A 19,408-nucleotide genomic window follows, 5' to 3' on the forward strand; every position below is an offset into this window, starting at 1 on the left:
TTATTTATGCTTCCGCAATTTCTTCACGATATTTTTCCATGATCATTTCCTGAAGTTGTGTTCTTGTATCAGAATTGATCGGATGGGCTACATCTCTATACTCCCCTTCTGCGTTTTTCCGGCTTGGCATTGCAATGAATACACCCTTCTCACCCTCGATGATCTTAATGTCATGCACTGCAAATTCGTTATCAATCGTGATCGATACAACAGCCTTCATTTTTCCTTCTTTGTCAACTTTTCGAATTCTCACATCTGTAATGTTCATACTTCTTTTCCCCTGTGTATATTTCTTTCTTCACAGCAGGTCGGTTCGTATGCTGAGCTGTCACATCAATGCCGGTCTTTTCCCCTCTGCCGCGTACAGCGTGACTACATGATATAACGTTCATTGTGCCCGCGCACAATTTTCACCTCATCTTCGCCGCATAAATAAGTATTGGCACAAATTGTATCACGGCTCTCCACGATACAATTCTCAATATGCGTATTGTCACCGATGTAAACATCGTTCAAAATAATAGAATTTTTAATTACGCAGTTCTTGCCTACAAATACCTGTTTGAACAGTACGGAGTTCTCCACTGTTCCATTGATAATACATCCGCTCGCCACAAGACTGTTGCGGACTTCTGCTCCCGTATTATATTTTGCCGGAGCCAAATCATCCACCTTGGAATATATATATGGTTCCTGATGGAAGAAATAATTGCGGATCTCCGGTTTCAGGAAATCCATGTTTGTCTGATAATAAGATTCCACACTGGCGATATTGCTCCAGTAATTTTCCAGTTTGTATCCGTAAATCTGCTTCAGATTCTTGTAACGGATCAGGATATCTGTAACAAAATCAAACCGGTGCTCCTGCATACTCTTCTCCAGCATCTCAATGAGCTGTCTTCTGCGTAGCACATAAATACCGGTGGAAACTGTATGGGACTGAGCCACCATCGGTTTTTCCTCGAAATCCACGATACGGGATTCTTCATTCATCTGAACAACACCAAATCGGCTGACATCCTCTGTCATCGGTACATCTTTGCACACAATGGTGATGTCCGCTTTCTTCTGGATATGATAATCCAGTACCTTATTATAATCCAGTTTGTATACGCAGTCGCCGCCTGCCACAATAACATACGGTTCATGGCTGCGCTTCAGAAAATCAATGTTCTGTGCCAGGGCATCCGCTGTTCCGCGGTACCAGTTTCCGTTCTCTGCCGTAATCGTCGGTGTAAAAATATACAGGCCACCCTGCTTACGTCCGAAATCCCACCATTTAGAAGAGTTCAGATGCTCATTTAAGGAACGGGAATTATACTGGGTCAGAACCGCAACACGCTGGATATGAGAATTGCTCATATTGCTCAGTGCAAAGTCAATGGCACGGAATCCACCGCCTACCGGCATTGCAGCAATGGCTCTCTTTTCGGAAAGCTCTCTCATTCTGTAATTATTACCACCTGCTAAAATAATACCTAATGCTTTCATTATTTGCCACCTGCCTTAACAATATATTCCCCGCTGTCAAGCAATCCATCCGGATAATCTTCCGGTGTTGTCACACCTGAAATTGCAGTATTTTTGCCGATTTTTACATCTGGCGGAATCACGGATTTTTCTCCGATGGTCACAAGGCCAAATGCATAAACGCTCTCTTTTAATTTGTTCGGTTTTTCCTCACCAACACCAAGCACAGCATTGTCTCCGATCAGGGTATCCTCTGCGATGATCGCCTTGTCGATCACAACATTCTCTCCGATGGTCACACCTTCCATAAGAATGGAATCACGGACAACGCTTCCTTTTCCGATGGTTACGTTAGCACCGATGACACAGCTATGTACTTCACCGTACACTTCCGTACCCTCACCAATGATACTCTTGTCCACTTTTGCATCAGCAGCAATATACTGTGGTGCAAGGACATCACTCTTGGTATAGATTTTCCAGTATTCTTCATACAGATTAAACTCCGGAATCAGATCGATGAGCTCCATATTAGCTTCCCAGTAAGAACCAAGGGTTCCTACATCTTTCCAGTATCCGTTGTATTCGTATGCAAAAATACGCTCCCCCTTATCAAAGCAGTATGGGATCACATGCATACCAAAGTCACAGTTCTCCACATCCTCGTTTGCAATGAGCGCTTCTTTCAGTGCTTTCCAGCTGAAAATATAAATTCCCATGGACGCAAGATTGCTCTTTGGCTCTGCCGGTTTCTCCTGGAACTCACAAATACGGTTCTCCTCATCGGCCACTACGATACCAAAACGGCTTGCCTCCTCCATCGGCACCGGCATAACTGCGATGGTAACATCCGCATTGTTCTGCTTATGGAAATCAAGCATCACTTCATAGTCCATCTTATAGATATGGTCTCCGGACAAGATCAGTACATATTCCGGATTGTAACTGTCTATGTATTTCATATTCTGATAAATAGCATTCGCTGTACCGGAATACCATTCACTTCCGCCACTTTTCTCATATGGCTGCAAAATCGTAACACCACCGTTATTACGATCCAGATCCCACGGAATACCAATACCGATATGCGTATTTAACCGAAGCGGCTGGTACTGGGTCAGTACACCGACTGTGTCGATTCCGGAATTAATACAGTTACTGAGCGGAAAATCGATAATACGATATTTACCTCCGAATGCAACTGCCGGTTTTGCAACATTTGCAGTCAGCACGCCGAGACGGCTTCCCTGACCTCCCGCCAGAAGCATCGCAATCATTTCCTTTCGAATCATGTAAATCACCTCTTGCCAATAACAGCATGATCAGACACACTGCTATTTAAAAATTAAATTTGATATCAGAATTATAACATATTTTTCGTTGCTGTACACCACACATTTAACAATTTTTATGTAAATTATCGGTAATTTTTGACAAATCTCACAAGCGGTAATACCATGTCTCCGAGTAAACCTAAAATTCAACTTGAATGCAACTACTCCCGAACTTCCGAAACAGATATTTTCGACTCGAATGCAAAAGCGTTGCCAATCCACCATCAATGGGGTATAATATTTTAAAGTAATAATCCGTGTTATCCGGAAAACCACAATGCGAAAGTAATCTTTTTCCATAACACATCTTTTATATACAGGTGGTAGATAAATATGTACAAAATTGATTTCGAAAAACCTATTCACATTCATTTTATAGGAATCGGCGGCATCAGCATGAGCGGTCTCGCTGAAATTTTATTAAAGGAAGGCTTTACCGTATCCGGTTCTGACAATAAAGCCTCCGCTCTGACAGAACAGCTGGAAAAAAATGGCGCAAAGATTTTCATCGGTCAACGCGCAGCCAATATCACAAAGGACATTCAGCTGGTCGTTTACACGGCAGCCATCCATCCGGACAATGCCGAGTGGAAAGCCGCAAATGACGCAGGCATCCCCATGCTGACCCGTGCCCAGTTCCTGGGACAGCTCATGGACAACTATGCCAAATCCATCGCTGTCAGCGGTACCCACGGAAAGACAACCACAACATCCATGATCTCCCACATTCTGCTGGAAGCCAAAACTGATCCGACCATCTCTGTGGGTGGTATGCTGGAAGCCATCGGAGGAAATATCCGCGTGGGCGGTTCAGATGTATTTCTGACAGAAGCCTGCGAATACACCAACAGTTTCCTGAATTTCCATCCGAAATACAGCATTATCCTGAACATCGAAGAAGATCATATGGACTTCTTCAAGGATATCAATGACATTCGGAATTCGTTCCATAAATTTGCTCAGAATACAGCTGCAGATGGTGTCCTGATCCTGAACGCAGCCATTGAGCATCCGGAAGAGATTATCGCAGACTTAAAAGAACGTGTCGTTACGTTCGGACTGACAGAAGAGGCAGATTACTCTGCTTCTGACATTACTTATAATGAAGCTGCCTGCCCATCCTTTACGTTCCTGGTACGCGGACAGGCTGCCGGACATGTGACCTTAAACGTTCCGGGCAGACACAATATCGCCAACGCACTGGCTGCTATCGCATTTGCGACAGAAGCCGGTATTGATACAGACACCATCATCCGCGGTCTGCAGGCTTTCGGCGGTACTGCCAGAAGATTCGAATACAAAGGAAAACTCGGCGGCATCACTATCATTGATGATTATGCACATCATCCGACAGAGATTGCTGCAACACTGACTGCTGCACGCAATTATCCGCACGGTCGTATTATCTGTGTCTTCCAGCCGCATACTTATACCCGTACCAAAGCATTCTGGAATCAGTTCTCCGATGCTCTGACTCTGGCTGATGTGGTTGTCCTTGCTGATGTATATGCAGCCCGGGAGACAGATACTCTCGGAATTCACTGCGAAGATCTGGCAGACGACATCCGCCGCAAAGGAACGGAAAGTTACTACTTCCCGTCCTTTGATGCCATCGAAAACTTCCTGCTGGAGACATGTACCGACAACGATCTGATCCTTACCATGGGAGCCGGCGACATTTATCAGGTGGGCGAGCATCTGCTGGGCAGACGCTAAAGCAAAGCGGACATTCGCAATCCGCTTTCGCTACCTGCTCATGAACGCAGGTCGCAAAGCGACTGCGTTCAAAATACGATATCCACATTTCAGACGGGATTATCCCCGCTGTGATGTGGATATCTTTTTCTTCTCTTTTTCAAATCGATATGATATACTTCAAGGCGAAAGTGAGATACAACTATGGCAAAAATTACGTTATATCATGACCAGTCGGCGGCAGCAACCTGCGTGCCGAATATTTTTATTGATCAATACATGACCCGCGCCAACGGAGAGTACGTTAAAATCTATCTGTACCTGCTCCGCTGTTTTGCGCAGCCCTCTGCGGATTTTTCCCTTTCCGGTCTGGCAGATCATTTCGACTGCACAGAACGGGATATTCTCCGGGCTTTAAAATACTGGGAAAAGCTGCGGCTGTTCCATCTGGAATACGATGCCAATGACAACCTCTCCGGCATCCGGATGCTTAACAGTGCGTACTCTGCTGCACAGGTGAACGACACGGCAGACCTTGCTCAGCAGGAGAAAAAAATATCTCCTTCCCCTGTCGTATCCAACCGGCAGAATATTTCAACACCTTATCCGAAAAAGAATACCGCTCAGGAGCAGAGTGCTTCCACTGAAAACGTCACAGATCATTTTATTCAGGCAGCAACCCGCAAACGCCCAGCTTACACGTTGGATGACACCCGTGCGTTCTGTGAAAAATCCGATGTCCGGGAACTGATCTTTATCACTGAAAAATATCTGGGACGCACACTGAACCAAAACGATCTGAATATGATCTTCTTCTGGTACGATGAACTGCATTTTTCCACAGAACTCATTGAATTTCTCATTGAAAACTGTGTTTCCAAAGGACACACCAGCCTTCATTATATGCAGCGTATCGCAGAAGATTTTGCTGATCACAATATCCGTACCGTGGAAGAGGCCAGACAGATGCTCAACCAGGACAGTTCTCTGTACCATACCGTCATAAAAGCCTTCGGTATCCGCGGACGTAACCTTGTACCTCCTGAAATGAACTTTTTGAAACAGTGGAGTACAAAATTTGGTTTTCCGGAAGAACTGATTGCAGAAGCATGCAGCCGAACCATCCGTGCCATCCATGAACCGAACTTTGGATATGCAAATTCCATTCTCGAGAAATGGCACAAAGCGGGGATCCATACCATGGACGCGGTGGCAAAAGCGGATGAGGTATATCAGCAGCAAAAATCCAGACCGGAACGTTCGCAGCAGCCGGCCACAGCCAGCCAGTTTACAAATTTCAAACAGCGGAATAACAATTATCAGGATCTGCAGCAGCAACTGCTTCAGAAATCCATGTCTGCTACCGAAAACAAACCACAATCCTAGACCAACTATAAAGGAAAAATATTATGCCACTTACCAATACACAATATGATCAGATCATGCGGGGCTATCAGGACCGGCAGTTAAAACGCCAGCAGCTCATCGATACCCGTCGGGAAGAGATTGCCGCAAAGATTCCAAAGATTACCGAACTGGATGCACAGATCGCATCTTTAAGCGTCAGACGGGCCAGACAGCTGTTGGATGGCGATGCCTCTGCCCTGACGGATCTGCACGATCAAATCCAGACCCTTTCTGCCCGTAAACAGGAATGTCTGCAAAATGCCGGTTATCCGGCAGATTACTTTCAGCCACCCTATACCTGCCCGGACTGTCAGGACACCGGCTATATCGGCCAGAAACGCTGCCACTGTCTGAAGCAGGCCGCCATTGACCTGGTCTACACCCAGTCCAATCTGCAGGGCATTCTGGAAAAGGAAAATTTTGACACGTTTTCCTACGACTATTATGCCGATGACATTTACGACAACACACAACTTTCCTCCCTGGAAGCTGCCAGAAACGCCGTAGTTCAATGCCATCGTTTTGTAGATACCTTTGATGATACCTTTGAGAATCTGCTGCTTTTCGGTGACACCGGCGTCGGCAAAACTTTTTTGTCCAACTGCGTCGCAAAAGAGCTGCTGGATACCGGTCACTCTGTAATTTATTTTTCCGCTCACCACCTGTTTGAACTGCTGGCTCAGAAAACCTTTACCAGAGAACCGCAGGCAGCAGAAAGTTACCGCAATATCTTCGATTGTGATCTGCTCATCATCGATGATCTGGGTACAGAGCTGACCAACACCTTCACGACATCACAATTTTTTGTATGCCTGAATGAGCGGATCCGCAAGCAGAAATCCACGCTGATTTCCACGAATCTGGAGCTCTTCGATATTGCATCTATTTATTCGGAACGTATCTTTTCCCGGATTTCGAACAGCTTTATCATCCTGCATCTGTTTGGCAATGATATCCGACTTTGCAAAAAACTAACCGAAAAATAAGATTTTTTCCTTAATTATATGTGCAAATGCCCATATCACAAGAAATCCCTTGTCATAACAGGGGATTCAGTGCTATAATGCCTTCGTATTTATAAAAACAAATGAAAAGATTTGATGGAGGGAACTTTTCTAATGCATAACGATCAGAGAAACTTAGAAACAATCCCGGCCGGCGCTCTCGGAATGATTCCGCTGGAGAGCTGCCGTGAGATCGGTGAAAAAGTAGACAAATATCTTGTAAAATGGAGATGTGTACGTGAGCACGAGCATGAGAACGACATCGCGTTCAAAGGCTACCTGCGTGACTCCTATATTATCGATGCATCCTGCCCGCGTTTCGGAAGTGGCGAAGCAAAAGGTATGATCCATGAATCCGTTCGTGGATATGACCTTTACATCATGACAGATGTAACCAACTACTCCCTGACTTACAAACTCTGTGGACATGAGAACCACATGTCACCGGATGATCACTATCAGGATCTGAAACGTATGATCGCTGCTGCAAACGGTAAAGCAAGAAGAATCACAGTTATCATGCCATTCCTGTATGAGAGCCGTCAGCACAGACGTACCGCAAGAGAGTCCATGGACTGTGCACTTGCACTTCAGGAGCTGATCGGCATGGGTGTTGACAACATCATCACTTTCGATGCACATGATCCTCGTGTACAGAATGCAATCCCGCTTCACGGATTTGACACTGTTCAGCCAGCTTACCAGTTTGTAAAAGGTATCCTGAATGCTGTAGATGACTTAAAGATCGACAATGATCATCTGATGATCATCAGCCCGGATGAGGGAGCTACCAGCCGTGCTGTATTCCTTGCCAGCGTACTTGGCGTAGATATGGGTATGTTCTACAAACGTCGTGATTACAGTCATATCGTAGACGGTACCAACCCAATTGTTGCTCACGAATTCCTTGGTTCTTCTCTGGATGGCAAGGATGTATGGGTTGTAGATGACATGATCTCTTCCGGCGGAAGTATGATCGATGTTGCCCGTGAATTAAAGAAGAGAAATGCCGGAAGAATCTTTGTAATCGCTACTTTCGGTCTGTTCACAAACGGTCTTGAGAAATTCGACAAAGCGGTAGAAGACGGACTGATCTATAAAGTGGTTACTACAAACCTTGCATACCAGACACCGGAACTGTTAAGCAGAGATTACTACATCAGCTGTGACATGAGCAAATACATTGCTTACATCATTGATACCTTAAATCATGATGCATCCATCAGCGATCTGCTTGATCCATATCAGAGAATCCAGACTCTGGTTGCAAAATACAAGGGTGAGATTCCTGCGGAAGAGTAATCCGAACAGAATCAAAAAGCACATATATAAAAAGAGCACTGTCAAGGTGCTCTTTTTTTATGTTTGCACGAAGTGCTTTTGTTTGAGAGGAAATTTATCATAATTTCCTCTCAAACAAAAAAAGCATCAGACATTCTGATGCTTTTTTAAACTGTTGATATACTATAAGTTACATGCAGAGCAAAAATTTCTCCATGGCAGTCAATGCCTCTGCCTCATCTGCTCCATCAGCTTCAATCTCAACTTCTACACCATTGTGCGGGTTAAATGCCATAATTCCCATAATGCTTTTTGCATTAATCCGATGATTTCCCCGTACTAAATACAGTGAGCTTGAAAACTGGCAGGCTACCTGTACCAGCTCTGCAATTGGATTATCGTACTTGTCTACGACATCTGCAATGACAATTTCTTTCTTACTCATACGCTTTTCCTAACCTCCGTCTAATACTATTGTAGTTTAGCCCTTATTCCGCAATTTTACAAGCATCTTTTCAAAAACCGTTACTTTTACTGAATTGTCACGCATTTTTCATTATTTCTTAGTCGTTTTTTTTCTCAAAAAAAGGTTATGGAACAATCGTCTTGTCCCATAACCTTTTCACTTATTCATTAAGCAAATCACATGCCAATCAGGAAAATTTTTCTCTTTGTAATCCTGTATTAGCATACACCCTGTGCAAGCATAGCATCTACGACTTTCTCAAAGCCTGCGATGTTAGCACCTGCTACATAGTCGCCCTCTTTGCCATAACGTTTTGCAGCATCGTCGATGTTGTGGTAGATGTTTACCATGATCTGGTTCAGTTTTGCATCTACTTCTTCAAATGTCCAGCTTAAACGCTCGCTGTTCTGAGACATCTCAAGTGCGGATGTAGCAACACCACCTGCGTTTGCAGCCTTACCAGGAACAAAGTATACACCGTTCTGCTGTAAGTACTGTGTAGCGTCAAGCGTTGTAGGCATGTTAGCACCTTCGCAAACTGCGATACAGCCGTTTGCAACTAATGCTTTTGCATCATCGATAAGCAGCTCGTTCTGTGTAGCACATGGAAGTGCGATATCGCATTTTACGCTCCATACGCCACGGCCTTCATGATACTCAGCACTTGGTCTTGCTGCTGCGTACTCTGTCAGACGTGCACGTTTTACTTCTTTAACCTCTTTCAGTAAATCTACATCAATTCCTTCCGGATCATAAATCCAGCCTGTGGAATCAGAGCATGTTACGCATTTAGCGCCTAACTGATGTGCTTTCTGGATTGCATAGATAGCAACATTACCGGCACCGGATACAACACATGTCTTGCCTGCGATATCCTGTCCATGGGATTTCAGAAGTTCTTCTGTCATGTATAACAGACCATAACCTGTTGCTTCTGTACGTGCAAGGGATCCGCCATAAGAAAGTCCTTTACCTGTCAGAACGCCTTCATACAGGCCTGTGATTCTCTTGTACTGACCATACAGGTAACCGATCTCTCTTGCACCTGTTCCGATATCACCAGCCGGTACATCGACATCAGCTCCGATGTATTTGGAAAGTTCTGTCATAAAACTCTGGCAAAATGCCATAACTTCACGATCAGATTTACCCTTAGGATCGAAATCAGATCCACCTTTACCGCCTCCGATTGGAAGACCTGTTAAGGAGTTCTTGAAAACCTGCTCGAAACCAAGGAATTTAATAATTCCAAGATATACAGATGGATGCAGACGCAGACCACCTTTGTACGGTCCAATTGCGTTATTAAACTGTACACGGTAACCTGTGTTTACCTGTACCTGACCATTGTCATCAACCCATGCCACACGGAACTTGAACTGTCTGTCCGGCTCTGTAATACGCTCTAAGATTGCTTCTTTCTTGTAAAGCTCCTCATTAGCTTCTACAACTGGTCTGATGGATTCCAATACTTCGTCTACTGCCTGAAGGAATTCCGGTTCAGCAGCATTTTTTGTTTTTACTCGTGCGAGTACTTCGTCTACGTAGCTCATCTCGTATCTCCTTTTTTTTAATAATCTCAACGTAGTTATTTTATTATGTTATGAAGGATTGTGCAACATTTTTTTTCAATTTTGTCATTTTCTTCACATTCAGACGTGTTTGTACACGTTTTTTGCATAATCTGAAACATTTTCCATCATCCAGCACAACATTTTTGTTGTGCAGTACAAAAATTTCTATCTGATTTCCGTTTCTTTTTCCACAAAAAAAGACCTTGTGACCATGCATTATTATGCACAAGCCCAAAGTCTTTCCTTGCTTTTATCAATATGCGTTTTGCCGTTTCTTACTCTTCGCCCATCTCTTCGATGATGTGTTTACGCAGTGCTGCATACGTCTCCTTGCTCAGCGTATGCTCAATCTTGCACGCATCCTGTTCTGCCGTCTCCGGTGAAATTCCCAGGAATTCCAGCCATTTTCTCAGAATGAGATGACGGTCATAAATATTGGAAGCGATCTCCATACCACTGTCTGTCAGTGTGATAAATCCGCTCTCATCCACGTTGATATAACCGTTTAAACGCAGATTTTTCATTGCAACACTGATACTCGGTTTGGAGTAGTTCATATCATTGGCAATATCAATGGAACGAACCACCGGACGCTGTTTGCTTAATTTTAAAATACACTCCAGATAATCTTCTGCTGACTGATGAATTTGCATTCCCTATACCTCCCTGTTGTTTTTTTATTTCTCCATGTTTGCAAATTTCGTATACTGCGGCAGCCATACGAGATTGACTGTTCCGATCGGACCGTTACGCTGCTTGGCGATGATGATCTCCGCAATTCCTTTATTCTCTGAATCTTTATTGTAATAATCGTCTCGATAGATAAACATAACCACATCGGCATCCTGCTCGATGGCTCCGGACTCTCGCAGATCCGAAAGCATCGGTCTGTGATCCGGACGCTGCTCTACCTGTCGGCTCAGCTGTGACAGTGCGATAACCGGTACGTTCAACTCCCTGGCCAGCTGCTTTAATGAACGGGAGATATCTGAAATCTCCTGCTGGCGCGAATCGCTTCTGCCGGATCCGGACATCAGCTGCAGGTAATCGATGATAACCAGCTTCAGATCATGTTCCAGTTTATATTTTCTGCACTTGCTGCGAAGCTCTGAGATTGAGATACCAGGCGTATCGTCGATGATCAGATGTGATTTTCCAATGGTTCCCGCGCCTTCGATGAGCTTCTCCCAGTCTGCGTCGGACAGGTTACCGGAACGGAGCAGCTGTGCATCCACCCGGGATTCCAGTGAAAACAGACGATTTACCAGCTGCTCTTTTGACATCTCCAGGCTGAAGATTGCAGTGGCCATATCCTCATGAAATGCTGCATACTGGGCAATATTCAACACAAAGGCTGTTTTACCCATAGACGGTCGTGCTGCCACCAGTATCATATCTGACGGCTGCAGACCGGACAATTTGTAGTCCAGATCCACAAAACCGGTAGGAATGCCAGTGACATTTCCCTGGGTCCTGGATGCAATTTCAATCTTGTCCAGAGCATTTAACACCACCTGTTTGATCGGTACATAATCACTGTTGCTCCGGCTCTGAAGCAGATTGAAAATGCTTTTCTCGGTCTCTTCCAGAATTACTTCCAGACTTTCGTTTCCCAGATAGCAGGTATCTGCGATCTGTTCGTTGATTTTGATCAGTTTGCGAAGCACCGCTTTCTCTTTTACGATCTCCGCATAATATTTTACGTTTGCAGACGTCGGAACTGTAGTTACCAGATCACCGACATATTCCAGACTGCTGATCTCCGGCGGTACATTCTTCTCCCGCAGACGGTTCTGAAGAGTAATCAGATCCACCGGTGCACCACTGTTGAACAGCTCCGTAATCGTCTCAAACAGGATTCCATATTGCTGATGATAAAAATCATCCTTCACCAGCTGTTCAGAGGCCGTAAGGATCGCATCCCGGTCCATGATCATGGATCCGATGACGGACTGTTCTGCCTCCAGGCTGTGAGGCATGATCCGTTTTACCAGAGCCTCTTCCATATATTCTGCCATTCCTTTCTATATGAGTGACATTTTCTTTTTCGTATCACCGGCATCATTTCCGACACTGCCGATACAGTTATGGCTTAACTGCGTTATGCCTCTGTTACTTTCACTCTCAGCGATCCGGTTACTTTTGCATGCAGTTTGATAACCACATCAAAAGTTCCAAAGGATTTAATCGGGATGTTCAGAGACATTTTCTTTTTGTCAATATCCAGACCAAGCTGTTCTTTAACTGCTGCAGAAATCTCTTTTGTGGAAACAGAACCAAAGGTACGTCCGCCCTCACCGGCTTTCATCTTAACTTCCACAAATTTATCTTCCAGATCCTTGGCAAGTTCCTGAGCTGCTTCCAGCTGTTCTTCTGCAACTTTCTCTGCATGTTTATTCTGAAGCTTCAGATCATTTAAATTCTTTCCGGTTGCTTCCAGCCCCAGTTTTTTTGCAAAAATAACGTTTCTTGCATAAGCATCACTTACGTTTACAATCTCTCCCTTTTTACCGAGAGACTTTACATCCTGTAATAAAATCACTTTCATTTACTTAATATCTCCTTCCCTGATCATCTCATCAAGTGTATTTTCTATGGTCCGCTTCGCATCCTCCAGCGTACAGCCGGTGAGCTGCGCTCCTGCGGAATTCATATGACCGCCGCCGCCCAGACGTTCCATAACGAGCTGCACATTGATTTCATCAATCGACCGCGCGCTGATATAAATCCGGTCATGGTACTCCGTCAGCACAAAAGAAGCCTTGATACCGATGATATTCAGCAGCTCATTCGCCGCCTGTGCACACGCCACCGTCGGGCTCTCAATATTGTCCGCCGGGCACACGCTGATAGCAAACATATTGTGAAACACTTCTGCATGCCGCACGGCTTCCGCTCTCGCTTTGTACGCATCCATATCATTCCGGAGCATCTTGCGCACTCTGGTAACCTCTGCTCCGCACCGGCGCAGATATGCTGCTGCCTCAAAAGTACGGACACCTGTTTTGGATACAAAATTATTGGTATCAATCAAAATTCCCGCATAAATAGCATCTGCCTCCTGTGTGGAAAGTTTGATATCTTCATCAAAATACTGTAACACTTCCGCGATCATCTCGCAGGTGGAGGAAGCATACGGCTCCGTGTAGGAAAGCACCGCATTTTTCACCACATCCTCACACTGACGATGATGATCAAAGACAACGATAGCCTTTGCCCGGTTCAGCAGATTCGGACATTCCGTATAACTCGGCCGGTTTGTATCCACCACGATCAATGCCGTGTGGGAATCAATCTCATCCAGTGCCAGCTGGCTCGGGATAAACATGTCGTCCGGATAGCCATTCTCCGGTGTAAAACATTCCTTCAGCGGACGCAGTGTCGTATTGACCTCATCAATTACAATCTGTGCCTTTTTGCCCAGCTGACGGGCTGCACAGTAAATGCCAATGGCCGCACCAAAAGAATCAATGTCTGCAATCTTATGTCCCATGACAAAGAATTTGTCACGGGTGATCATAATTTCGCGCAGCGCCAGTGCTTTCACTCTGGCCTTTACACGGGTAGATTTGTCTACCTGACGGTTGCTTCCGCCAAAATAAGATATTTTATCTCTGGTCTTTACGACCACCTGATCTCCGCCGCGTCCCAGTGCCAGGTCAATGGCCATACGGGAATACTCGTAATTCTTCGTATAATCATTTCCCACATAACCGATTCCCATACTGAGAGTGACAGACATCTCATTTCCAACCTTGATACTTTTGACATCCTCCAGAAGGCTGAATTTTTCCTCTTCCATTTTTTCCAGATATTTATGCTGGAACACGACAAAGTACTTGTCGTTCTCAGTCTTTTTTACCAGACCGTCGATGGATGCAAAAAATTTGGTCACCTTACGGTCTACCAGTGCGACCAGCAGAGATTTCTTTACCTCTTCCACGGTATCCAGGACTTCGTCATAATTATCAATATATACTAACGCAGGTACCATCTGCATTTCCTGGTTTTCAATGCGGTACCGGGTCAGCTGCGTCTCATCAAAGAGATAGATGACCTGCAGATACTGCACTTTCTCTGTCAGCTCAATACTGCTGCTCTCATGCAGAATATCTGTAAAATGAATCTTGTGCACAGAAGCGCGGTACACACATTCTTCCCGCTCCACAACAAGCTCCAACTCATCCTCTTTCTCCATCAGTTCTCTTGTGATCTGTGGAAAAATCGTCGTGATGGATTTGTGATATCCTTTATTTTTTTCCGATAATGCTTCAAACTGACGGTTCATCCACAACAGTTTTCCCGTGGCATCCATCACCGCATACGGCACTTCAAACTCATTCAGCAGACGTTTCTGTACCGTACCGTACTGTGTGGCAAAATCGATCAGCTCATTCATCAGGATCGGTTTGTTCCGCCAGTACACAAACAGCATCACAAAAAAATAAATGCCTACGAAAACACTTCCCAGAACACCCGCCTTGATATTCAGCACATACATCCAGACATCCATGGCTCCAAACAGTGCCGTCAGTACCAGCGGTGTCTGTGTATATCCTTTTAATTTACCCTTCAACTTAACATCCTGTCTCATGCTAACTCCTTTATACTGCCGAAATTATTCTTCCGGCCGGTATACAAAACCGATACTATTCAACATAGTATACCACATTTCCCCCTCATTAGAAAGCCCCTGTTTTATATTGCTAACTGTTCATATGTTTCGTTACAGTTCACTCATCATATGTAGTAAAGCGGACATTCTCAATCCACACATCACTACTTTCCTATCTGAAGCAGCTGTTTCACATATCTGTCCCAGAACGTGCTGTGTTCCTGTTCATAGATCAGTTCTTTTGCCATGACAGGATCATCCGTGATCACATTGTCAATTCCCATACCTACGACTTTTTCCAGGCGTTCTTCCGAATTCACTGTCCAGACATAGATCTGTTTCCCGGCCTTCTGTGCCTTATTTACGAAACTCTTGCTCAGCAGTGTTGACTCCACACTGTAACCGTCTGCATATTCCAGGTCTGTAAAGTTTCCATACGATACAGATGTAATATATGCGGTTTCGATGGAATCGTCCGCCTCCTTGATCTTGCGCAGAGAATCATACTTCAGGGAAGAAACCACACAAGTATCCCTCATATGATACTTTTTCAGCAGTTTCGCCACCTGCTCCTCCAGATCCTTGTCATGTCCGCTGGGCTTGATCTCGATATTCAAATGGATCTTGCCACGGCAGACTTTCAGCACTTCTTCCAGTGTCGGAATCCGCACAGTCTGATATTTTTTATCAAACCAGCTGCCATTATCCAGGTCTTTGATTTCATCCCAGGTCACCTGCCAGACTTCCTTATCCAGTCCTGTCGTCCGTTTCAGATTAGAATCATGCATAACGATCACTTCACCGTCTGCTGTCTGCTGTACATCCAGTTCCGCCCAGTCAGCTCCCACCTGAATGGCTCCCTTGAATGCCGGAATTGTATTCTCCGGATAGGCTGCAGAATACCCGCGATGCGCCGTCACTTCCACCGGATTGCCCAGCCCCATATGTAATACACCGCGCCGGTCTGCAAAATTGTATGCAAAATTGACCCCGATCACCACTACGATGCTGAGGGCAATGATCCGTTTCCGATACATATAAATTTTCTTTACCCATCTCGTATTGGTAACCCGGTAAGCATTGTCCAGATCCCGGAAAACCCGTGGAATCCGCTCACCGGCGGCAGCCTTACGATAATAGAACAACAGACTGATGCAGATAAAAAATAACGGAAGATCAAAACAGAAAAACAGTGCACCGCACACATCCATCAGCAAAGAAATCCCGGAAAGGGTCAGACTGCTGAACAGATCCTGTGTCGGTAACGCCTGATTGACTCTGGACACCAGCCAGGATCCAGAGAGGATCACGCCGTAATAAATACCGATGCAGGCTGCACTCCATCCCAGCACAATGATCAGATCCGTCCAGTAATGATTTTTCTGCAGTTTCCAGCTGCGCTTTCTCGCCTGCTTGAAGTTACAGTTTTCCAGGCAGAAATAATGCAGACTGTAAATCCAATGAAAGGAGCGAAGTCCGATATAAATCCAGAATCCAATATATAAAATCGCCAGCCAGGTATGGGACATAATATAATCCACAATAAACTGCGGCACCGTAAATTTTGTAATATAACCGGAGATTACCAATGCATGGGTCATGGGGATAATGATCAGCAGATAGAGGATCATCACGATATTTCTCTGATAGATGACCCGCAAAGACGTTTTCAATCCCTTTCGCATCAGTGCCAGCAGCGGCATCGCCTGCTTCCGGAAAGAGGCATGGATGCAGGTAATGATACAGCAGATATCAAACAGCGTAAAAAATGCCATTCCCAGCACGATCAAAAGCAGAAAAAACCAGGTCAGCGGGGACCGGATAAAAGTTCCGATGGTTTCATCTGACAAATAACTCAGCCCCTGTGCCTTCAGTGCCAGCTTCATTACTCCCGTAAGTAACGGTTTAAATACCGCCATAGATGCAAATTTATATAAAAGTTCAAACACAAGAAGCGTGCCTATATTCAATTTTAATAATCCGAATGTGTAATGCAAGTAACGAAAAACGTTCTTTATTTTTTTCATATTTGTCTCTGAAGAATACAGAAAACTCCCCGGAAAAATCCGGGGAGTCTGTTGTCAAAATTAATCCTGTACGTATGGCATTAATGCTACGTGGCGTGCTCTCTTGATTGCTACTGTGATAGCTCTCTGATGTTTTGCACAGTTTCCTGTGATTCTTCTCGGAAGGATTTTTCCTCTCTCAGAGATGTATCTCTTTAATTTATTTGTATCCTTGTAATCAATCACATTGTCTTTTCCACAGAATACACAAACTTTTTTTCTTCTGCGGCCGCCTCTTCTCTTCATCGGAGAATCGCTTTTTCCATCTTTATTATAAGCCATGATAGTTTACCTCCTGTTTAGTTAAATGGTAATTCCTCATCAATTCCGTCCGGAATATTCATAAAGCCATCGCTTACCGCATTGCTTGGGGAAGGTCTGTCTGCCGGTGCAAAATTTGCTGCATGCTCAGCGCTTGCTGCTTTGCTCTCTGCGAACTCCTGCTCCTCAACAACTACGTCCGTGGTGTAAACTTTCTGTCCGTCACGGTTGGTATAGCTGCCTGTCTGAATTCTGCCTGTAAGGGCAATCTTAGTTCCTTTGCGCAGATATTTCTCTGCGAACTCTGCCTGACGTCCGAATGCTACACAACCGATAAAATCTGCTGTCTGGCTGTCGCCGTCACGACGGAATCTACGATCTACTGCAACTGTATATCTTGCGATTGCGGTTGCCTGTTCACCCTGAGAATAACGAACCTCAGGATCACGGGTCAAACGTCCCATCAAAATTACTTTATTCATAAGGATAACTCCTTCTCTACTGTGAAATTATGCCTCGTCTTTTCTAACGCATAAAAATCTCAGCACATTGTCCATGATACGAACACTCTGCTCTAACTCAGCAGGTACTTCTGCTGCAGCATCGAACTGAATGAAGTAATAGAAGCCTTCGCTCATTTTCTGGATGTCGTAAGCTAATTTTTTCTTACCCCAATCCTCAACTTCTGTTACTGTACCGCCAAAACGAGTAATATACTCTTTTGCTTTCTCAACAACTGCTGCTCTGGCGTCATCTTCGATCTTGGCACTAACAATTAATGCTAATTCATACTTGTTCATGCTATTCTTACCTCCTTGTGGTCTTTTGGCCCTCTGCTCATCCTGTAGAGAGCAAGGATATTGTATATCACGATTTTCAATACTACCATATTTTTACGCTTCAGGCAAGTGCTTTTTTAAATCTTTTGTGTTTTTTTCTACAATCTTTCGTGCCACCATGATCTGATGACCGCACCCCTGACATTTCAACCGGAAATCTGCCCCGACACGCAGGATTTCCCATTCAAAACTGCCGCAGGGATGTTTCTTTTTCAGTTTTACAATATCTCCCACTTCATATTGATATGTCATTCTGTCACCTCACTCTACTTTTATACTCCACGATTCTTTTATAATTTTATTCAAGTCGAACGCAGTTTCCCATCTGATTTTAACATACTGCCGAAAAAACCTCTCCGATCGGTGCCTGGATGACCAGATCGGCACGGCTGTCCAATGGGGTTGCGGATTTGTTGATCAGTACCAGCTTATTACCTCTGTAATAGTCGATAAGTCCCGCTGCCGGATATACTGCGAGGCTTGTTCCTCCAATGATCAACACTTCTGCCTGGCTGATCGCGTGGATGGCTGCCTGCATCGTGGAAGAATCCAGTCCTTCCTCATATAATACGACATCCGGTTTGATCTGACCACCGCAACTGCACATCGGAACCCCGGCAGAATTCTTGATATACTGTGCATCATACAATTTTCCGCATTTTCTGCAGTAATTGCGGTGTACGCTGCCGTGAAGTTCCAGCACATTTTTGCTGCCTGCCGCCTGATGAAGTCCGTCGATATTCTGTGTAACCACTGCCTTTAACTTTCCTTTTGCTTCCAGTTCGGCAAGTTTTAAATGTGCCGCATTTGGTTTTGCATCCAGGGCCAGCATTTTATCCCGGTAAAACCGATAAAACTCTTCTGTTTTTTCCATATAAAAAGTATGACTCAGAATTGTCTCCGGTGGATAATCATATTTCTGATGATACAGACCGTCCACACTTCGGAAATCCGGTATTCCGCTCTCTGTTGACACACCGGCTCCCCCGAAAAACACGATATTATCTGAATCTGCGATCCACTGTCTTAATAATTCTGATTTTTCCATCTGTTCCGCTCCTTCCAAAATGATTCCTCTCAGAATCACTGTACACTGCACTTCGTTTCTGTTTTTATAGTATACTGCGTGAAAAAAAATAGCAACTCCATTTTATCCGCACCTTCGCAAGTACAAAAATCCCCACCTGGCATTCTTGCAGTCCACACGCACCATTCGTAAAATGTTTTTTCATAATTTCTTCACACTTTTAACAGTTGACATATTTTCTTTCGTGATATTTAATATATCTTAGCGGCAATTAACATAATAGGATTACAATGCCGGAAAATCTGTATCCGACTGTGTCTGCACATCGTGATGTAAAGCGGACATTCGCAATCCGCTTTCGCTACTTGC

At 44.6% G+C, this 19,408-nt stretch carries 19 protein-coding genes; 4 read left to right on the forward strand and 15 right to left on the reverse strand.

Going from position 1 to position 19,408, the window contains the following annotated elements; translation table 11 throughout:
• Nucleotides 1–4 precede the first annotated feature (4 nt).
• From spoVG to ACIRUQ_RS12460, 3 genes are all read right to left on the reverse strand, one after another.
• Complete coding sequence (spoVG, locus tag ACIRUQ_RS12450; RefSeq protein ID WP_022036709.1) at nucleotides 5–268, reverse strand: septation regulator SpoVG; 264 nt, start codon at nucleotides 266–268, stop codon at nucleotides 5–7.
• A gap of 104 nt (nucleotides 269–372) precedes the next feature.
• Complete coding sequence (gene glgD, locus ACIRUQ_RS12455; protein ID WP_021738516.1) at nucleotides 373–1,491, reverse strand: glucose-1-phosphate adenylyltransferase subunit GlgD; 1,119 nt, start codon at nucleotides 1,489–1,491, stop codon at nucleotides 373–375.
• Entirely contained in the window at nucleotides 1,491–2,762 is a 1,272-nt protein-coding gene (locus tag ACIRUQ_RS12460; protein WP_055289326.1) for a glucose-1-phosphate adenylyltransferase, read from the reverse strand. Before ACIRUQ_RS12460 ends, glgD begins: the two co-directional genes overlap by 1 nt.
• A 375-nt stretch (nucleotides 2,763–3,137) precedes the next feature.
• Between ACIRUQ_RS12460 and murC the strand changes: the two genes are divergently transcribed.
• The 4 genes from murC (at nucleotide 3,138) to ACIRUQ_RS12480 (ending at nucleotide 8,212) form a co-directional block, all read left to right on the forward strand.
• Nucleotides 3,138–4,520, forward strand: coding sequence for a UDP-N-acetylmuramate--L-alanine ligase (gene murC / locus ACIRUQ_RS12465; protein WP_022036708.1), 1,383 nt, complete (start codon nucleotides 3,138–3,140; stop codon nucleotides 4,518–4,520).
• Nucleotides 4,521–4,703: 183 nt separating this feature from the next.
• Complete coding sequence (locus ACIRUQ_RS12470; protein ID WP_021738513.1) at nucleotides 4,704–5,885, forward strand: DnaD domain protein; 1,182 nt, start codon at nucleotides 4,704–4,706, stop codon at nucleotides 5,883–5,885.
• Between the two features lie 23 nt (nucleotides 5,886–5,908).
• The gene (locus ACIRUQ_RS12475; protein ID WP_021738512.1) at nucleotides 5,909–6,892 is read left to right on the forward strand and encodes an ATP-binding protein; all 984 of its coding nucleotides are present in this window, start codon (nucleotides 5,909–5,911) and stop codon (nucleotides 6,890–6,892) included.
• Nucleotides 6,893–7,024: 132 nt separating this feature from the next.
• Nucleotides 7,025–8,212, forward strand: coding sequence for a ribose-phosphate pyrophosphokinase (locus ACIRUQ_RS12480; RefSeq protein WP_022036707.1), 1,188 nt, complete (start codon nucleotides 7,025–7,027; stop codon nucleotides 8,210–8,212).
• Nucleotides 8,213–8,381: 169 nt separating this feature from the next.
• Here ACIRUQ_RS12480 and ACIRUQ_RS12485 read toward each other — a convergent pair whose 3' ends face one another.
• The 12 genes from ACIRUQ_RS12485 to ACIRUQ_RS12540 all read right to left on the reverse strand — a co-directional run bounded on the left by ACIRUQ_RS12485 (nucleotide 8,382) and on the right by ACIRUQ_RS12540 (nucleotide 19,060).
• Entirely contained in the window at nucleotides 8,382–8,636 is a 255-nt protein-coding gene (locus tag ACIRUQ_RS12485; protein WP_021738509.1) for an HPr family phosphocarrier protein, read from the reverse strand.
• A 239-nt stretch (nucleotides 8,637–8,875) separates the two neighbouring features.
• The gene (gdhA, locus tag ACIRUQ_RS12490) at nucleotides 8,876–10,210 is read right to left on the reverse strand and encodes an NADP-specific glutamate dehydrogenase (RefSeq protein ID WP_021738508.1); all 1,335 of its coding nucleotides are present in this window, start codon (nucleotides 10,208–10,210) and stop codon (nucleotides 8,876–8,878) included.
• A 296-nt stretch (nucleotides 10,211–10,506) separates the two neighbouring features.
• Complete coding sequence (locus tag ACIRUQ_RS12495; RefSeq protein WP_022035677.1) at nucleotides 10,507–10,884, reverse strand: metal-dependent transcriptional regulator; 378 nt, start codon at nucleotides 10,882–10,884, stop codon at nucleotides 10,507–10,509.
• A gap of 24 nt (nucleotides 10,885–10,908) precedes the next feature.
• Nucleotides 10,909–12,237, reverse strand: coding sequence for a replicative DNA helicase (gene dnaB / locus ACIRUQ_RS12500; protein ID WP_022035676.1), 1,329 nt, complete (start codon nucleotides 12,235–12,237; stop codon nucleotides 10,909–10,911).
• A gap of 95 nt (nucleotides 12,238–12,332) precedes the next feature.
• Nucleotides 12,333–12,779, reverse strand: a complete 447-nt coding sequence (rplI, locus tag ACIRUQ_RS12505; RefSeq protein ID WP_022035675.1) for a 50S ribosomal protein L9 — start codon at nucleotides 12,777–12,779, stop codon at nucleotides 12,333–12,335.
• Nucleotides 12,780–14,825 carry a DHH family phosphoesterase gene (locus ACIRUQ_RS12510; RefSeq protein ID WP_022035674.1) on the reverse strand — a complete coding sequence of 682 codons (2,046 nt, stop codon included), beginning with the start codon at nucleotides 14,823–14,825 and terminating at the stop codon, nucleotides 12,780–12,782. It lies immediately after the preceding gene.
• A 185-nt stretch (nucleotides 14,826–15,010) separates the two neighbouring features.
• Nucleotides 15,011–16,843, reverse strand: a complete 1,833-nt coding sequence (locus tag ACIRUQ_RS12515; protein ID WP_404856492.1) for a glycerophosphodiester phosphodiesterase family protein — start codon at nucleotides 16,841–16,843, stop codon at nucleotides 15,011–15,013.
• Between the two features lie 90 nt (nucleotides 16,844–16,933).
• Nucleotides 16,934–17,194, reverse strand: coding sequence for a 30S ribosomal protein S18 (gene rpsR, locus ACIRUQ_RS12520; RefSeq protein WP_021738501.1), 261 nt, complete (start codon nucleotides 17,192–17,194; stop codon nucleotides 16,934–16,936).
• A gap of 17 nt (nucleotides 17,195–17,211) precedes the next feature.
• A complete protein-coding gene (locus ACIRUQ_RS12525) occupies nucleotides 17,212–17,655 on the reverse strand; it encodes a single-stranded DNA-binding protein (RefSeq protein ID WP_021738500.1) in 444 nt (147 codons plus the stop codon).
• Between the two features lie 27 nt (nucleotides 17,656–17,682).
• Nucleotides 17,683–17,973 (reverse strand): 30S ribosomal protein S6, encoded by a 291-nt coding sequence (rpsF, locus tag ACIRUQ_RS12530; protein WP_021738499.1) that lies wholly within the window; start codon nucleotides 17,971–17,973, stop codon nucleotides 17,683–17,685.
• A 93-nt stretch (nucleotides 17,974–18,066) separates the two neighbouring features.
• Nucleotides 18,067–18,264: a DUF951 domain-containing protein gene (locus ACIRUQ_RS12535; protein ID WP_022035672.1), complete on the reverse strand. Its 198-nt coding sequence runs from the start codon at nucleotides 18,262–18,264 to the stop codon at nucleotides 18,067–18,069.
• A 79-nt stretch (nucleotides 18,265–18,343) separates the two neighbouring features.
• Nucleotides 18,344–19,060 carry an NAD-dependent protein deacylase gene (locus tag ACIRUQ_RS12540; RefSeq protein WP_044963045.1) on the reverse strand — a complete coding sequence of 239 codons (717 nt, stop codon included), beginning with the start codon at nucleotides 19,058–19,060 and terminating at the stop codon, nucleotides 18,344–18,346.
• Between the last annotated feature and the right edge of the window lie 348 nt (nucleotides 19,061–19,408).

This window comes from Eubacterium ramulus (genome assembly GCF_045002895.1).
GTDB classification, from domain to species: domain Bacteria; phylum Bacillota; class Clostridia; order Lachnospirales; family Lachnospiraceae; genus Eubacterium_I; species Eubacterium_I ramulus.

Bases quoted from the DNA above. Each gene is read 5' to 3' on its own strand.
- dnaB (WP_022035676.1), bottom strand. From the start codon at position 12,237: ATGGAAGAGGCTCTGGTAAAACGGATCATGCCTCACAGCCTGGAGGCA.
- glgD (WP_021738516.1), bottom strand. From the start codon at position 1,491: ATGAAAGCATTAGGTATTATTTTAGCAGGTGGTAATAATTACAGAATG.
- spoVG (WP_022036709.1), bottom strand. From the start codon at position 268: ATGAACATTACAGATGTGAGAATTCGAAAAGTTGACAAAGAAGGAAAA.
- ACIRUQ_RS12540 (WP_044963045.1), bottom strand. From the start codon at position 19,060: ATGGAAAAATCAGAATTATTAAGACAGTGGATCGCAGATTCAGATAAT.
- murC (WP_022036708.1), top strand. From the start codon at position 3,138: ATGTACAAAATTGATTTCGAAAAACCTATTCACATTCATTTTATAGGA.
- ACIRUQ_RS12485 (WP_021738509.1), bottom strand. From the start codon at position 8,636: ATGAGTAAGAAAGAAATTGTCATTGCAGATGTCGTAGACAAGTACGAT.
- gdhA (WP_021738508.1), bottom strand. From the start codon at position 10,210: ATGAGCTACGTAGACGAAGTACTCGCACGAGTAAAAACAAAAAATGCT.
- rpsF (WP_021738499.1), bottom strand. From the start codon at position 17,973: ATGAACAAGTATGAATTAGCATTAATTGTTAGTGCCAAGATCGAAGAT.
- ACIRUQ_RS12475 (WP_021738512.1), top strand. From the start codon at position 5,909: ATGCCACTTACCAATACACAATATGATCAGATCATGCGGGGCTATCAG.
- ACIRUQ_RS12470 (WP_021738513.1), top strand. From the start codon at position 4,704: ATGGCAAAAATTACGTTATATCATGACCAGTCGGCGGCAGCAACCTGC.
- ACIRUQ_RS12480 (WP_022036707.1), top strand. From the start codon at position 7,025: ATGCATAACGATCAGAGAAACTTAGAAACAATCCCGGCCGGCGCTCTC.
- ACIRUQ_RS12535 (WP_022035672.1), bottom strand. From the start codon at position 18,264: ATGACATATCAATATGAAGTGGGAGATATTGTAAAACTGAAAAAGAAA.
- rpsR (WP_021738501.1), bottom strand. From the start codon at position 17,194: ATGGCTTATAATAAAGATGGAAAAAGCGATTCTCCGATGAAGAGAAGA.
- ACIRUQ_RS12510 (WP_022035674.1), bottom strand. From the start codon at position 14,825: ATGAGACAGGATGTTAAGTTGAAGGGTAAATTAAAAGGATATACACAG.
- ACIRUQ_RS12525 (WP_021738500.1), bottom strand. From the start codon at position 17,655: ATGAATAAAGTAATTTTGATGGGACGTTTGACCCGTGATCCTGAGGTT.
- ACIRUQ_RS12495 (WP_022035677.1), bottom strand. From the start codon at position 10,884: ATGCAAATTCATCAGTCAGCAGAAGATTATCTGGAGTGTATTTTAAAA.
- rplI (WP_022035675.1), bottom strand. From the start codon at position 12,779: ATGAAAGTGATTTTATTACAGGATGTAAAGTCTCTCGGTAAAAAGGGA.
- ACIRUQ_RS12460 (WP_055289326.1), bottom strand. From the start codon at position 2,762: ATGATTCGAAAGGAAATGATTGCGATGCTTCTGGCGGGAGGTCAGGGA.